The 14,494-nt window shown below is 71.7% G+C and carries 15 protein-coding genes and 1 pseudogene; 9 read left to right on the top strand and 7 right to left on the bottom strand.

Features of this window, described 5'->3' with window-relative positions; translation table 11 throughout:
- Positions 1-22: 22 nt before the first annotated feature.
- Complete coding sequence (locus AC067N_RS36130; RefSeq protein ID WP_478683177.1) at positions 23-940, top strand: Gfo/Idh/MocA family protein; 918 nt, start codon at positions 23-25, stop codon at positions 938-940.
- Here AC067N_RS36130 and lnt read toward each other — a convergent pair.
- Positions 852-2,426: an apolipoprotein N-acyltransferase gene (lnt, locus tag AC067N_RS36135; protein WP_478683178.1), complete on the bottom strand. Its 1,575-nt coding sequence runs from the start codon at positions 2,424-2,426 to the stop codon at positions 852-854. The two genes, AC067N_RS36130 and lnt, sit on opposite strands and share 89 nt — an antisense overlap.
- A 127-nt stretch (positions 2,427-2,553) precedes the next feature.
- Complete coding sequence (locus AC067N_RS36140) at positions 2,554-3,048, bottom strand: nuclear transport factor 2 family protein (protein ID WP_478683179.1); 495 nt, start codon at positions 3,046-3,048, stop codon at positions 2,554-2,556.
- A gap of 112 nt (positions 3,049-3,160) precedes the next feature.
- Between AC067N_RS36140 and AC067N_RS36145 the strand changes: the two genes are divergently transcribed.
- Complete coding sequence (locus AC067N_RS36145) at positions 3,161-3,787, top strand: DUF4291 domain-containing protein (protein WP_478683180.1); 627 nt, start codon at positions 3,161-3,163, stop codon at positions 3,785-3,787.
- A gap of 31 nt (positions 3,788-3,818) precedes the next feature.
- On the opposite strand, the gene AC067N_RS36150 is transcribed toward AC067N_RS36145, so the two are convergent.
- Positions 3,819-5,009, bottom strand: coding sequence for a serine hydrolase domain-containing protein (locus AC067N_RS36150; protein ID WP_478683181.1), 1,191 nt, complete (start codon positions 5,007-5,009; stop codon positions 3,819-3,821).
- Positions 5,010-5,368: 359 nt separating this feature from the next.
- Between AC067N_RS36150 and AC067N_RS36155 the strand changes: the two genes are divergently transcribed.
- Positions 5,369-6,109: a glucose 1-dehydrogenase gene (locus AC067N_RS36155; RefSeq protein WP_478683182.1), complete on the top strand. Its 741-nt coding sequence runs from the start codon at positions 5,369-5,371 to the stop codon at positions 6,107-6,109.
- Between the two features lie 85 nt (positions 6,110-6,194).
- Here AC067N_RS36155 and AC067N_RS36160 read toward each other — a convergent pair whose 3' ends face one another.
- From AC067N_RS36160 to AC067N_RS36170, 3 genes and pseudogenes are all read right to left on the bottom strand, one after another.
- On the bottom strand, positions 6,195-6,791 hold the full coding sequence (locus AC067N_RS36160) for a chloramphenicol phosphotransferase CPT family protein (RefSeq protein ID WP_478683183.1): 597 nt from the start codon (positions 6,789-6,791) through the stop codon (positions 6,195-6,197).
- The gene (locus AC067N_RS36165; RefSeq protein WP_478683184.1) at positions 6,788-6,967 is read right to left on the bottom strand and encodes a hypothetical protein; all 180 of its coding nucleotides are present in this window, start codon (positions 6,965-6,967) and stop codon (positions 6,788-6,790) included. The genes AC067N_RS36160 and AC067N_RS36165 overlap by 4 nt, the downstream gene beginning before the upstream one ends.
- A 160-nt stretch (positions 6,968-7,127) precedes the next feature.
- Positions 7,128-7,265 (bottom strand): annotated as a pseudogene (locus tag AC067N_RS36170) (undecaprenyl-diphosphatase); the annotation flags it as partial.
- 181 nt (positions 7,266-7,446) lie between these two features.
- Between AC067N_RS36170 and AC067N_RS36175 the strand changes: the two are divergent.
- The 3 genes from AC067N_RS36175 (at position 7,447) to AC067N_RS36185 (ending at position 9,899) form a co-directional block, all read left to right on the top strand.
- Positions 7,447-7,740, top strand: coding sequence for a hypothetical protein (locus AC067N_RS36175; protein WP_478683235.1), 294 nt, complete (start codon positions 7,447-7,449; stop codon positions 7,738-7,740).
- Positions 7,741-7,963: 223 nt separating this feature from the next.
- Positions 7,964-9,547 carry an ATP-binding protein gene (locus tag AC067N_RS36180; protein ID WP_478683185.1) on the top strand — a complete coding sequence of 528 codons (1,584 nt, stop codon included), beginning with the start codon at positions 7,964-7,966 and terminating at the stop codon, positions 9,545-9,547.
- A 214-nt stretch (positions 9,548-9,761) separates the two neighbouring features.
- Positions 9,762-9,899 (top strand): hypothetical protein, encoded by a 138-nt coding sequence (locus AC067N_RS36185; protein WP_478683186.1) that lies wholly within the window; start codon positions 9,762-9,764, stop codon positions 9,897-9,899.
- A gap of 500 nt (positions 9,900-10,399) precedes the next feature.
- On the opposite strand, the gene AC067N_RS36190 is transcribed toward AC067N_RS36185, so the two are convergent.
- Positions 10,400-11,275 (bottom strand): undecaprenyl-diphosphate phosphatase, encoded by an 876-nt coding sequence (locus AC067N_RS36190; protein ID WP_478683187.1) that lies wholly within the window; start codon positions 11,273-11,275, stop codon positions 10,400-10,402.
- Between the two features lie 361 nt (positions 11,276-11,636).
- Between AC067N_RS36190 and AC067N_RS36195 the strand changes: the two genes are divergently transcribed.
- From AC067N_RS36195 to AC067N_RS36205, 3 genes are read left to right on the top strand one after another with little or no spacing between them, the layout of a single operon-like run.
- The gene (locus AC067N_RS36195; protein ID WP_478683188.1) at positions 11,637-12,839 is read left to right on the top strand and encodes a Gfo/Idh/MocA family protein; all 1,203 of its coding nucleotides are present in this window, start codon (positions 11,637-11,639) and stop codon (positions 12,837-12,839) included.
- Entirely contained in the window at positions 12,836-13,771 is a 936-nt protein-coding gene (locus AC067N_RS36200; protein WP_478683189.1) for a DUF6807 domain-containing protein, read from the top strand. The genes AC067N_RS36195 and AC067N_RS36200 overlap by 4 nt, the downstream gene beginning before the upstream one ends.
- Entirely contained in the window at positions 13,765-14,478 is a 714-nt protein-coding gene (locus AC067N_RS36205) for a cupin domain-containing protein (RefSeq protein WP_478683190.1), read from the top strand. Before AC067N_RS36200 ends, AC067N_RS36205 begins: the two co-directional genes overlap by 7 nt.
- Positions 14,479-14,494 lie beyond the last annotated feature (16 nt).

Consider the following 14,494-nt stretch of genomic DNA (forward strand, 5'->3'; position numbering starts at 1 on the left):
ACACGGCGGACGGGAGACCCCTGTGAAGGTCGGCTGCATCGGACTCGGCGACATCGCGCAGAAGGCGTACCTGCCGGTGCTCGGCGCCCAGCCGGGCGTCGAACTGCATCTGCAGACGCGGACGCCCGCCACACTCACCCGGGTCGCCGACAGCCTCCACCTCCCGCCGGGACGACGCCACGCCGACCTCGACGCGCTGCTCGCCCAGGATCTCGACGCCGCCTTCGTGCACGCACCGACCGGCGCCCATCCCGAGGTCGTGACCCGGCTGCTTCAGGCGGGCGTCCCCACCTACGTCGACAAGCCCCTCGCCTACGAACTCGCCGAGTCCGAGCGCCTGGTGCGGCTCGCCGAGGAGCGGAACGTGGGTCTCGCCGTCGGCTTCAACCGACGGTACGCGCCCGGATACACCCAGTGCGCCGACCATCCGCGCGAGCTGATCCTGATGCAGAAGAACCGCATCGGCCTGCCGGAGCGGCCCCGCACGATGATCCTGGACGACTTCATCCACGTCGTCGACACCCTGCGGTTCCTGGCCCCCGGGGCCGTCGAGGACACGACCGTGCGCGCCCGGACCGAGAACGGGCTGCTGCACCACGTCGTCCTCCAGCTGTCCGGGGAGGGGTTCACCGCGCTCGGCGTCATGAACCGGCTCAGCGGCTCCGCGGAGGAGATCCTGGAGGTCTCCGGGCAGGACACCAAACGTCAGGTGGTGAACCTCGCCGAGGTCATCGACCACAAGGGCCAGCCGTCCCTGCGGCGGCGCGGGGACTGGGTGCCCGTGGCCCGGCAGCGCGGCATCGAACAGGCGGTGCTCGCCTTCCTCGACGCCGTGCGCGCGGGCAAGGTGCTCAGCGCACGGGACGCGCTGGCGACCCATGAGCTGTGCGAGCGGGTCGTACGCGAGGTGGAGGACCGCTCCCGTCCCGGCGACTCCTGAGCCGCACCGTACGCAGCCCCTCGACGGCGCCCCACCCCACCAGGACCAGCAGTGCCCCGTGGACCGGCCAGTCACCGAAGCGGACGTACGGCGTCGTACCGCTCGCGGTCGGCACGTCGTACACCACAGAGGTGCTCTCGTCCGTGCCGAGCCACGGGCCGACGCGCTCGCCGCTCGGGCCGTTGACGGCGGAGACGCCGGTGAGGGTCGCGTGCACCATCGGGCGGCCCGTCTCGGCGGCCCGCAGCGCGGCCAGCGAGGCGTGCTGCTCCGGCGCCCAGCTCTGCTGGAACGTGGAGGTGGCCGACTGGGCGAGCAGCACCTCGGCGCCGTCCTCGACGAGATGGCGGCTCATATCGGGGAACGCGCTCTCGAAACAGACCATCGGCCCGACGCGCAGCCCGTCGCCGACCTCCATCACCACCTGCTCCGTGCCGCGCCTGCGGTCCTCTCCGGCCGCCTCGCCGACGGAGGTCGCCCAGCCGAGCAGGGAGCGCGCCGGGACGTACTCGCCGAAGGGGACCAGCCGCATCTTGTCGTAGCGGTCACCGGTCGGGCCGTCGGGACCGACGAGCACCGAGCTCTTGTAGATGCCGGGGCGGTCGGAGCGGCGGGCGTCCACGTTGACGAGGATGTCCGCCCCCGTGGCGCGGGACAGCGCGGCGATGCGGTCGGCGAGGTCGGGGCGGTCGACCAGGTCGTGGCCGACACTGCTCTCGCCCCACACGATGAGATCGACGTCCCTGCCCACGAGGCGGCGGGTGAGCGCCTCCTCCCGCGCGAACCGGTTGTCGGGCCCCTCGGTGACACCGGGCTGGACGACGGCGATCCGTACCGCGCCGTCCACTCCGGGGCGGGGTGACCACACCCATGCGGCCGAGGTCGCGGCGGCCGTCGCGACGAGCCCCGCGACGGCGGGGATCCGGGCCCGCCGTACCGAGACCAGGACGGCGACCGCCACGTTGACCGCCACCACCAGGAAGCTGAGCAGCCAGACCCCGCCGACCGAGGCCAGCCGCAGCGTTGCTTCCACCCGCCACTGGCTGGACCCCAGCAGTCCCCAGGGGCCGCCGAGCCCCTCCCAGGAACGGACGAGCTCGATCGCCAGCCAGCCCGACGGCACGACCAGCAGCGCGGCGGCGACCCGTCGGGGCGGGGGTGCGCCGGCCAGGAGACGGCGCACCAGCCAGCCCCAGGGCGCCCAGAGCGCGCCCAGCAGGCCGGCGATGACGAAGGTGAAGACATGCAGGTTCGGCAGCAGCCAGTGGTGCAGGGCCAGCATGTACCCGAGACCGCCCAGCCAGCCGTCGTACGCCGCCCGCCGCCCGGTCGGGGCCGTGCGGACCAGCAGCAGCCAGGGCACCAGGGCCACGTACGCGAGCCACCACAGGGCCGGTCCGGGGAACGCGAACACGGGCAGCGCGCCGGCTGCGGCGGCCCCGAGACCACGCCGCCACGGGGAGGCCAGCCATTCGGGCGTCGTCATCCAGCGCCTCCCTCCCCGGTGATCCGTGTCTTCCAGTGTGCGCCTCGGAGACGATCTCCGACAGGGGGCGTGGGGAGGGACGGGTGCGGCGCGACGGCACCGCGGGGAGGTGGTGGGCGTTGGCGGGTCAGGCCGGGTGGGGGTGCTGGTCGGTGGGGAGGCCCTCGGGGGCGCGGCGCCATTTCTCCCGGACCACGACCTCGCGGAGCCGCCAGCCGTCGTCCGTGCGGATCAGGCCGAACCCGTAGCGTCCGCCGCAGACGAAGTCGGGGGCGGTGGCCGTGCCGTCGTGGCCGCCGAACCGCATGGGGTTGACGTAGTCCGCCTGTACCTCGGCGGTGTCACCGGTGTCGTGCTCCAGGTACCCGAACCGCACCCGGCGGTTGACGATCAGGTGCTGCCGCACGGGGAACAGCTCCATGCTGCGGGCCAGCCAGCCGGCGACCTGTGCGGCGTCGCCCTCGATGCCGCCCGCCGAGCGGTAGTCGGCGCGGCCGCCGGGGGCGAACAGTTCCCGGTACGCCGTCCAGTCGCCGTCGTCCACCGCCACCGCGTACTCGGTGATCAGGCCGTCGACGGCGAGCCGGTCCATCACGGTCGCGAGCTCCACACGCTGCGTCATCGGCTCAGTCTTGGGGCAGCGGGCGCGACACGCCAAGGGGCGTGCGGTGACGACATACGACCGGCCGATATTCGGTGGCTCCGGAGGCCCCTGCTGATCGAATGTTGCTCCCGTGAAGGAAGGCGAACGTGAACGAAGAGAGCAGACGACCGAGCCCCGATACCGCGTCCGGGCCCGCCACACGGCGGACACGGTCACCGTGTACCAGGCCTACCGGCCGGAGATCGGCGGCCCGGCCGCCCGCGACGGTCGTTTCCCGCCCGCGTGGAAGCGGGACCGGATGACGTGGATCAAGCCGTCGTTCCTGTGGATGATGTACCGCTGCGGCTGGGGCCTGAAGGAGGGCCAGGAGACGGTGCTGGCCGTCGAGATCCGCCGTGAGGGCTTCGCCTGGGCACTGCGCCACTCCTGCCTGTCGCACTACGTTCCGGCGCTCCACGAGAGCCAGGCAGCCTGGCAGCGGGAACTGCGCCGGTCGCCCGCCCGGGTGCAGTGGGACCCCGAGCGCGACCTGCGGCTGAACCCGCTGCCGTACCGCTCGCTGCAGCTGGGGCTGGCCGGTGAGGCGGCCGCCCGCTATGCCGACGAGTGGATCGTGGGGATCGAGGACGTGACCCCGCTCGCCCGCGAGGTGCACGGCCTCGTCCGGGCCGGCGAGCTGGAGCGGGCGGCGGAGCTGCTGCCCGGGGAACGACCGTACCCGCTCGACGGCGACATGCCCGCCCATCTGCGCGGATGAGCCGGGATGCCCGCCCGGGTGCCCGCCGGGGTCAGCGGTGGCGCCGGTGGAGGAGGACGCAGACGGCGTTCTCCTGGATCGTGCGGAGGCGAGCCAGCAGGGCGGGGTCCGACGCCCTGTTCACCTGCGTGGTGATCGAGAAGGTGATCGACTTCCGCCCGTCGGGTGTCGCGGCCATCAGCTGTGTGTAGCCGGGGAAGTTCCCGGTGTGTCCCAGCACCACCCCGCAGCGGGTGCGGTAGCGGAAGACGGCCAGGCCCGCCGAGTTGCGGCCGGGGCCGGCCGGTTCGGAGGCGCCCTCGATCCAGCGGCGCTGCTCCTCCCGTAGGTCCGGGGACGTCAGTTCCCCGGCGGCGTAGGCACGGATGAACCGCGTGAGGTCGCGCGGGGTGGAGACGATGCCGCCCGACGCCCACACCCCCGAGGCGCTGAGCACCTCGCTGACGTCCTCCGGCGCCCCGGGCGTGCGCACGTCGTAGCCGTGCATGTACGGCTCCGGCAGCTCGTAGCCCAGCGGGAGGCTGGTGTCGCGCAGGCCGAGCGGCCTGATGACGAGGCGGTGCAGCAGGGCTTCGTACGTCCTCCCGGTGGCCGCCTCCGCCATGAGGGCCACGGCGATGTTGTCGGAGTTGGAGTACTGGTACCGGGAGCCCGGCGGGAAGCGCAGCGGTTCGTCGGCGACGAAGTCCAGCAGCCGGCGGGGGTCGAAGGTGCGGCGCGGGTCCTCGAGGAGCAGCTCCAGGAACTCCGGGTCCTCGCTGTAGTCGGGCATTCCGCTGGTGTGGTTCAGCAGTTGGCGGAGGGTCACATTCCGCCACGCGTGCGGGAGTTGCGGCAGCCACCGGCCGATCGTGTCGTCGAGGCCGAGGGCGCCCTGCTGCACCAGACGGAGGGCGACGGCACCGCTGAACGCCTTGGCCGTACTGGCGATGCGCATGTGGTCGGTGGGCCGGACAGGGCGGTCGGTCGCCAGGTCGGCGACGCCGGCCCGCAGCACCTGCGTCCTGTGTTCGCGTGCGAGGACGACGATGACGCCGGGCGGCCCTCCCGGCGTGTGCACCAGCTGTTCGAGCTGCCGGCGCAGGGCGCGCTCGTCCCCGCCGCCGGCGGCGGCCCCCGCTGTCGGCGCGGCGAGGAGACCGCCGAGACAGGAGGAGCCGAGCAGGACGACGAGCGCCAGACGGACACGGGCGCGAGGAAGACGGCGGGATGTGAGCGGCATGGCGGTCCCGGGGAACGTAGGGGGTGGGCCCACTCAGCATGGGCAGGACCGGCGGCCGCGCGCTCGCGAGCTTGCTCTGTCCGGCGGATCGGCGGGCCCCGGACACCCGGCTCCCGGAGCCGGGTGCGGGGGCGCTGGGTCCGGCCGCTGCCGGCGCTCACCTCCAGCCGGGCCGGCGGGTTCCGGTGGCACCGGTGGTCGCCGGGTGCGGAAAGGCTGCCGTCGGTTTCGCGTGGCTCCGGGGGACCGGGGCCGGGAACCGGGAGAGAATCCTGTCTGCCCTGGTGGCCGGACCGGCGTCCCTGGAATGATCGATCATCGGGCGGGGTGGGAGAGCCGCCGGATACAGGGAGGTTGGGATGAGACGTCCGGTCACGGTGGTCACGGGGGGAAGCCGGGGGATCGGCGCCGCGACGAGTCTGCGGCTCGCGGCGGACGGCCATGACGTGGTCGTCGGGTATGTGAGCGACGGTGCCGCCGCCGAGTGGGTCGCGACGGGGGTACGGGCGAACGGGGCCCGCTGTGTGACCGTCAAGGTGGACACCTCCGTCGAGGCCGACGTCGACCGGCTCTTCGAGACGGCCGCGGAACGCCTCGGCCCGGTGACCGGGCTGGTCAACAACGCCGGAGTGACGGGCCCGTTCGGCAGGCTGGCCGACACGGACCCGGCCGTGCTGCGTCAGGTCGTGGAGGTCAACCTCCTGGGTGTCCTGCTCTGCTCCCGCCGCGCGGCGCGCACCATGGCCGGCGAGGGCGGCGGAGTGATCGTGAACGTGTCCTCGGCCGCGGCCACGCTGGGCAGCCCCGGCGAGTACGTCCACTACGCGGCGACCAAGGCGGCGGTCGACACGCTCACGACGGGGCTCGCGAAGGAACTGGGCCCGGACGGCATCCGGGTCAACGCCGTCGCCCCGGGGGTGATCGACACCGAGATCCATGCCAGGAACGGTGATCCGGAGCGCCCCGAGCGGATCGCCGCGTCCATCCCGCTGCGACGCCCCGGTCGCGCCGACGAGATCGCGTCGGCCATCGCCTGGCTCATGTCGCCGGAGGCCTCGTACACCACCGGCGCGGTGCTGCGGGTTGCCGGAGGGCGGTAGGCGCCGGTGCCTGTCGCTCGGGGCGTACGGGCCCCGGGCCGTGTCAGACACTTCGCGTCGTCGCCCGGAGGGCGGCTCCGCGGTGTCACACCTGGCCGCCCCGCTTCTCGCGCAGCCGCTGGAAGGCGGTCGGAGCGGGGCGGTGGGGCAGGAACTCCCGGATGCGCCGCGCGCAGAGCAGCGGGTCCGCGAGGCCGGTGTCGCACTCGATGTCGTAGATCCCGTGGGCGTGCACCCGCTCCAACTGCCGCGCCGCCAGCCCCGGGGGCCGGTCGCCCCGCTCGCGTTCGCGGCGTTCGAGCTCGGCCCGGGCGCAGTGGACGCCGACGAACACGACGTCCTGGGGCGCGAACAGGTCGAGGCAGTCGCGCAGCCGCCACTCCTCGCTGAGGACGTGGTCCACCACGACGTTGTTGCCCGCGGCGGCCATGCCCGCGACCGCGCGGTGGTAGCCCCGCCAGGTGCGGTGCAGCACGGTGGCCAGCCGCTCGGGCTCCATCTCCTGGCGGGTCCGCATGGCGTGGAACGCGTCGACCGGCAGGTGGAAGAACGGCTCGTCCAGGATCCTCAGCAACTCGACGGCGATGCTCGACTTGCCCGAACTGGACGTGCCGTTCAGGAAGATGATCAGCCCTCCGGAGCCGCCGTCGGGCTCGGCCGCACTCGGCTCGGGAGTCCTCACGCGGCCTCGATGACGTCTTCGCGTATCGCCGCGGCCCACTGCACCACCAACAGCTCGTACTCCGCGCGCTCCTGGGCCGACAGCGAACCTCCCGCGCGCCGCCACAGGGCACGGATTTGGTCGTTCACATCGGCAGCGGACCGCACGGAACCACAGGCAAGGGAATCGGGGGACATGCGGGCAAGCCTAGGCGCAAGAACTGACGGTGCGCTACAACGCGGCTACGGATCCCGTATGTGCTTGGTCACTAAAGGGAGTTGGGGCGTCCGCTGATGCGCGGACGCCCCTGATCAGGTCGTCGAGGCCGCCCCGCGACGGCCCAGGCACGCTTCGCCGTCAGCCCGCCGACTCGCCGGCGTGCGGGCTCGGCACGCCCATCGAGACGAGGACGACGATGACGATGCCGAGGACGATGCGGTACCAGACGAAGGGCATGAAGCTCTTGGTCGAGATGAACTTCATGAACGAAACTATGTCGACGTGTCCTGAGCGGCTTTGACCTGCTGGTTTCCACCACTTTTCAAGATCGAATGGTAGAGCGGTGGGAGATGGCGCCTTTCCAGTGCCCTTCCTCGCCGACCACGAACGGCGCAGCCACCTGCTTTGCAGCGAATCGGCAATCTCCTGCTCCATGGCAAGGGCAACGTGCGAGTAGATGACCTTCCACGCCGGCGATCTCGCGGCCCATGCGGGTCTCCACGGCGATGTGACTGCGTCGATCTTCATCCAGCCACTCCTTGCCGCCGTGACGAAGCAGGTACAGCCGCTTCCCGGCGTTCGTGGTCGCGGGGAACCGGCCCCTGCCCCGCGGCCAAACTGTCCAACAAGGCACTGGCCGCAGTGCGCGCCCCGGTCGCTCACCAGCCCGGATGAGATTTTCGGCATGGACAGGATGCATGAGGCCGACTGGGACGACGTCGGTGCCCCGGATGAGCTGATCGGCACGTGAAGAGCTGTGCCGCGGTGACCTGCGTGCCCTGGCGGTCACCGGAGGCGCTCCAGCGGTCACCGCACCCCAGCGGGGGCTGGCCGCGTTTCTGCGTCTGCCCGCCGGGTGATCCCCGCACCGGGGCACCGCTGCTCTGGCACTCGTGCCCGTACGGGGCGGTGTAGCCGGTGGTCGGGTGCACGGTCGCCTCAGGTTGTCGGTGCCGTCGGCTAGCGTGCGCGGTATGCGCTACTTCAATACGGCCGGGCCGTGCGTCCCCACGCGTCACTACATGGTGCCGGCCCAGGAGCGGCTGCCCAGGGCCCGCGGGTACATCGAGCAGGGTCAGTACTTCGTGGTGCACGCGCCACGACAGACCGGGAAGACGACGGTGCTGGCGGCGATGGCCCGGGAACTGACGGCCTCGGGCCGGTACGCGGCGCTGCACTTCTCGTGCGAGAGCGCGGAGGTGGCCGGGGAGGACTACGGCCAGGCCGAGCTGCTGGTGCTGGAGGCGATTCGGCGGTCCGCGGAGTCCGCTGGGCTTCCTGATGAGCTCGCGCCCCCCGCCTCCTGGCCCGACGCGGTGCCCGGGTCCCGGCTCACGCGGGGGCTGGCTGAGTGGGTGCGAAGCTGTCCGCGTCCGCTGGTGCTGTTCTTCGACGAGATCGACGCGCTGCGGGGGGAGAGCCTGCGCAGTGTGCTGCGCCAGTTGCGCGATGGCTTCACTGTCAGCCGTGGCGGCTTCCCGCATGCGGTTGTGCTGTGCGGGCTGCGGGATGTGCGTGACTACAAGGCTGCCTCGGGCGGGGATCCGGGGCGCCTTGGTACGTCGAGTCCGTTCAACATCAAGGTGGCGTCGCTGCGGTTGGGCGACTTCACCGAGGCCGAGGTCGCCGAGCTGTACGGGCAGCACACCACGCAGACGGGCCAGGATTTCACGGTGGATGCGCTGGAGCGTGCCTTCAGCTTTACCCAGGGACAGCCGTGGCTGGTCAACGCGCTGGCCCGGGAGGTCGTCGAGGAGATGGGGGTGCCGTCGGACACGCCGATCACGGCCGAGCACATGGAGGAGGCGAAGGAGCGGCTGATCCTGGCGCGTGCGACGCATCTGGACTCGCTGGCCGCCAGGTTGGGCGAGGACCGGGTGCGGCGGGTGATCCAGCCGCTGATCGCGGGCGAGCTGCTCCTGCCGACGGACACGTACGACGACGATCTGGCGTACGTGCGTGACCTGGGGCTGGTCGCTCCGGACGCGCCGGTGCGGGTGGCCAATCCGATCTACCAGGAGGTCATTGTCCGGGTCCTGGGAAACAACACGGAGGGCCAGGTCGTCGCCGCCCCGAGCAGCTTCCGGCTGCCGGACGGCCGGATCGACATGGACAAGCTGCTGTGCTCCTTCGCCGAGTTCTGGCGGGAGAACGGCGAGATCCTGGCCACCGCCTCGACCTACCCGGAGGCCGCAGCACAGCTGGTGATGATGGCCTACCTGCACCGGATCGTGAACGGGGCGGGTTTCATCGACCGGGAGTACGGGGTCGGCCGGCGGCGCGTGGACCTGCTGATTCGCCAGCCGTACACCGCTGCCGACGGTTCGCGGGCGGTGCAGCGCGAGGCGCTGGAGCTGAAGGTGTGGCGCCAGGGCCGCACCGACCCCCTCGCCGAGGGGCTGGCACAGCTGGACGACTACCTGGACCGCATGGAGCTGTCCACGGGCACCCTCGTCGTCTTCGACACCCGCCCGCAGGCAGCCCCGGTCCACGAGCGCACCGCCTTCTCGCAGCAGACCACGCCCTCCGGGCGCACCATCACCCTGCTGCGCGCCTGACGGCCGGGAGACCTCAGCCAGGAGCGCCCCCGGATCTTCCTCCCGTGGCCGTGTTCCCGGAGCAGCACGGGTTCGGTGCGGGAGCTGGAGGGGCTCGGCAGCCAGGAATCACGGCAGTTCGGTGCTGACAGGTCAGCACCGTGTCAGCACATGAAACCCTGGGGCGGGCCGCGGCACGTTCTTCGACAAGCGCGCCGACGGCACCTTCGGTCCCGTGCAGGACATCAAGATCGATGTTCTGGTCACCCCCGAGCAGCGGGACGCCCTGGGCCGCATCGGCGCCACAGGTAGCCTCGCCTCCGGTGCCCAGAAGGCCATGGCAGCCGGGGTCGCGTCGCTCGACCAGCCATGAGGCGGCAGAGCGCCCGTTACCTCGTCCCCGGAACCACGGTCAGGAGTACGCCAACCCTCGTCAGTGTTCCGAACTGTCGTGCGGGGACGGTGGTGACGCGGGCCCTGGAGGTTGCTGCGCGGGCTCTTGATGCTGCGCTGCTCGAGTGAAACGGGTGGCGCGCTGTCGCTCCAGACGGGGTACGCGCAGTGACCGGCGGTCTTCGGCGCGCGTTGGGAAGGCTGCGCCGAAGACCGCATCCGGCCACTGCCTTACCTACTGACGAGTCAACAAGGTGAGGCGGCGCCTGCTGACCCGCTCCACCCTCTGTATGGAAGGGCCCCTAGAAACCGCCCACGCCGTGCGGGCTCTTCCGCGTCATTCCCTGCTTTGCGGGCGCGCACGTCCTAGGTGCGGCGTATCCCGCCTCCCAGGTGGGAGACAAGTGGGAGATGATCATGGTGTGGTGCTGCAATCAGGTGCTGGGAAATGCTGGATAGCGCTACCTGTGCGGCCCTGGTTCACCCCGCCGATTCAGCTGCGTGGGGACTCAACACACCCACACTGACCAGCACAATGATGACGATGCCGAGGGCGATGCGGTACCAGACGAAGGGCATGAAGCTCTTGGTCGAGATGAACTTCATGAACCACGCGATCACGGCGTACCCGACCACGAAGGCGATGACCGTGGCGAAGATCGTCGGGCCCCAGGAGACATGGCCGCCCTCCAGCGCGTCCTTCAGCTCGTAGCCACCGGAGGCGAGGACGGCGGGGATCGCGAGGAGGAAGGAGTAGCGGGCCGCGGCCTCGCGCTTGTAGCCCATGAGGAGGCCGCCGCTGATGGTGGCACCGGAGCGGGAGACGCCCGGGATCAGGGCCATGGCCTGGCAGAGGCCGAAGATGAGGCCGTCCTTGACGCTCAGCTGCTCAAGGGTCTTGCGTTCCTTGATGGCGCGGTGCTTGCCGCCCGTCTCGTCGCGGGCGGCCAGGCGGTCCGCGACGCCCAGGACGATGCCCATGACGATCAGCATGGTCGCGGTGATCCGCAGATCGCGGAACGGGCCCTCGATCTGGTCCTTGAGGGTCACGCCGAGGACACCGATCGGGATGGAGCCGACGATCACCAGCCAGCCCATCTGGGCGTCGCGGTCGCTGCGCATCTCCTTGTTGAACAGGGAGCGCGACCAGGCCGAGATGATGTTGACGATGTCCTTGCGGAAGTAGATCAGCACCGCGGCCTCGGTGCCGATCTGGGTGATCGCCGTGAAGGCCGCTCCCGGGTCCTCCCAGCCGGAGAAGGCCGCCGTCAGGCGCAGATGCGCGCTGGAGGAGATGGGGAGGAACTCGGTCAGCCCCTGGACGAGTCCGAGGATGAGGGATTCAAACCAAGACATGAAGTTACGTGGTCCAAGCGCTGATCGTGAGGGGCCGACGGGTGACGTGACACGCCGCCGACCCGGCCGCCGGGCGGCCGTGCGGGGCGGGTGATCACAGGTACGGGGGGCAGCCTAGCGCCCCTTGGTGACGGGGCGGCCACAGGGGTTTGGCAGGGCTGCGAGGGGGAGGTGACCGCCTCGCGTTCCAAGAGGTGGAACGGCCGAATCCATGGTGTTGACCGGTCACTATGTCCGCACATACGTTGCTGACTGGAGAAAGCGCTTGCCGTAGTGAGAGCCCCCGGTGCACCGGAGCCCTGGCCGCCAGGCGTTGGCGCCACTGTCCGACGTCCCGTTCGATGGAGTGCTGATCACGTCCATGCCCACACCCAGCAGCGACCCGAGCCCGACGCCGGACCGGTCGCCGGCCCCCCTGAGGGACCGCCGTGTCCGCGCAGCGATCGTCGGCGTCGGCGCCATCGGCGGCGGCTCCCATCTTCCCGCCCTCGCGCGACTCGCCGACGAGGGCGAGACAGAGGTCGTCGCGGCGGTCGACATCGATGCCGACGCGGTGCGCGCGTTCTGTGCCGAGCACGGCATCCCGCACGGCTACACCGATCTGGACCGCATGCTGGCCGAGCAGCGCCCCGACCTGGTCTGCGTGTGCACCCCGCCGACCCTGCACCGCGAGCAGACCGTGGCCGCCCTGCGGGCCGGCGCCTGGGTGTGGTGCGAGAAGCCGCCGGTGCCGACGCTCGCCGACTTCGACGCGGTGGAGGCGGAGGAGGGCGCGGACAGCGGCGGGCCCTACGCCTCGATCGTCTTCCAGCACCGCTTCGGCTCGGGCGCGCGGCATGTTCGGCAGCTGATCGCCGAGCAGGCGGTCGGGCGGCCCCTCGTCGCGCACTGCCAGACAACCTGGCACCGGGACACCGCTTACTACGCGGTGCCCTGGCGGGGCCGCTGGGCGACCGAGGGCGGCGGCCCGGCCATGGGCCACGGCATCCACCAGATGGACCTGATGCTCGACCTGCTCGGCCCGTGGAGCGAGGTCCGGGCCATGGCCGGGCGTCTGGTCCACGACGTGGAGACCGAGGACGTCTCGACCGCCCTCGTGCGCTTCGAGAGCGGCGCCCTGGCCACCGTCGTGAACAGCGTCCTCAGCCCCGACGAGGTCAGCCGCATCCGCATCGACTGCGAGCGCGCCACGATCGAACTGACCCATCTGTACGGCCACTCCAACGCCGACTGGTCCATCACCCCGGCCCCCGGCACCCCGGAGGCGGACGCGGCGGCCTGGCGGGACTTCGGCCCGGATGTGCCCAGCTCCCACCTGGCCCAGCTGCGCGAACTCGTCGCGAGCATGCGCGCCGGCGAGCGGCCCCGCAGCAGCGGCGCCGACGGGCGGACGAGCCTGGAGCTGATCGCCGCGCTGTACAAGTCGGCGTTCACGGACACGACCGTGCGGCGTGGCGAGATCGGTCCGGGAGACCCGTACTACACGGCCATGCACGGCGGCGCACCCGGCTGGGCGCCCGCACCCGCCCAGGAGCCCGCCACGAGTGAGGAGATCCCCGCATGACCTTCCACGACGGGCTGCGCGTCGTCCACGCCCACGGCGACCGGATCACGGTCACCGAGCCGTCCAGCGGTGTCGAGCTGTTCAGCTACGTGTACCGGCCGGAGGCGGCCTGGGAGGCTCCGAAGCCGTATCTGCACCCGGTCCGGACCCTCGCGGGCGATGTCGTCACCGACTACCGGCCCAACGACCACCGCTGGCACAAGGGCCTCCAGCTGACGGCCTCGCACCTGTCGGGGCAGAACCTGTGGGGCGGCAACTCCTACGTCCACGGCGAGGGGTACCTGCCGATCCCGGAGCGGGTCGGCTCGATGGCCCACGCCGGCTTCGACGAGGTCGTCTCGGACGGTGACCGGGTGGTGATCGCCGAGCGGCTGACCTGGCATCCGTACACCGGGGAGCTGTGGGCCGACGAGGAGCGCCGGATCGAGGTGCACGACGTCGACACCGCGGCGGGGTCGTGGGCGCTGACCTGGACCAGCGCGATCACCAACCGCCGTGACGAGCCGCTGCTGTTCGGCAGCCCCACCACAGCCGGGCGCGAGATGGCCGGCTACACCGGTCTGTTCTGGCGCGGCCCGCGCGCCTTCAGGGAGGGGCGGATCATCGGCCCCGACGCCGAGGGGCCGGAGCTGATGGGCGGGCAGGCTCCGTGGCTGGCGTACTCGGGCGAACACGACGGCACCGACGGGCACGCCACGCTCGTCTTCGTCCACGCGCCGGAGAACGACCACACGGGCGCCGAGGGCACCCACCCCGCCCACTGGTTCGTCCGCAACGAGCCGTTCGCGGCCGTGGCGCCCTCCTGGGCGTTCTTCGACGAACTGGAACTCGCCCCCGGTGACACGCTCACCCGCCGCTACCGGGTCGTCGTGGCGGACGGGGCCTGGGAGCGGGAGGAGATCGCCAAGTACCTGGAGGCGCATCCGTGGTGAACGGCCACCAGGGACTGCCCGGCGGGGTCGCCGTCTCGCACCTGTCCGTGTACGACTGGCCCGCGACGGACGGCGTGTGCGGCGGAACCCCCCATATGCACCTGACCTGTTCGGAGGGGTACGTCGTCACCGGCGGGCGTGGCGCGGTGCAGACGCTGACGGCGTCAGGGTACGAGGTCACGCCGCTGGCGCCGGGGACGGTCGCCTGGTTCACGCCCGGCACCATCCACCGGCTGGTCAACGAGGACGAGCTGCGCATCACCGTCCTGATGCAGAACAGCGGGCTGCCGGAGGCGGGCGACGCCGTGCTCACGCTGCCGCCGGAGTACCTGACCGACCCGGAGACGTACGCCGCCGCGACCCGTATCCCGGTGGACGCGCCCGAGGAGGAGCAGGAGCGGGTCGCCCGGGCGCGCCGCGACCTCGCCCTGGAGGGCTACCGGGCACTGCGTGACGCGGACGGCCCCGAGCCGCTCGCCGCCTTCCACCGGGCCGCGGCCGCGCTGGTCCGGCCCCGGCTCGCCGAGTGGCGTGCGCGCTGGGAGCGGGGCGCGCGGGCCGCCGCCGCGGCCACGGGAGAGCAGTTGGAGCGGCTGGAGCAGGGGGACGTGTCCCATCTGGCCGGCGCCGTGGTGCGGGCCGAGGAGCCCTCGGCGTACGGGAGGTTCGGGATGTGCGGGCGGCTGGACGTCTACCAGGGGGACTGAGCCGCGGCGCGTTCGG

Source organism: Streptomyces sp. NPDC042364, from assembly GCF_056437585.1.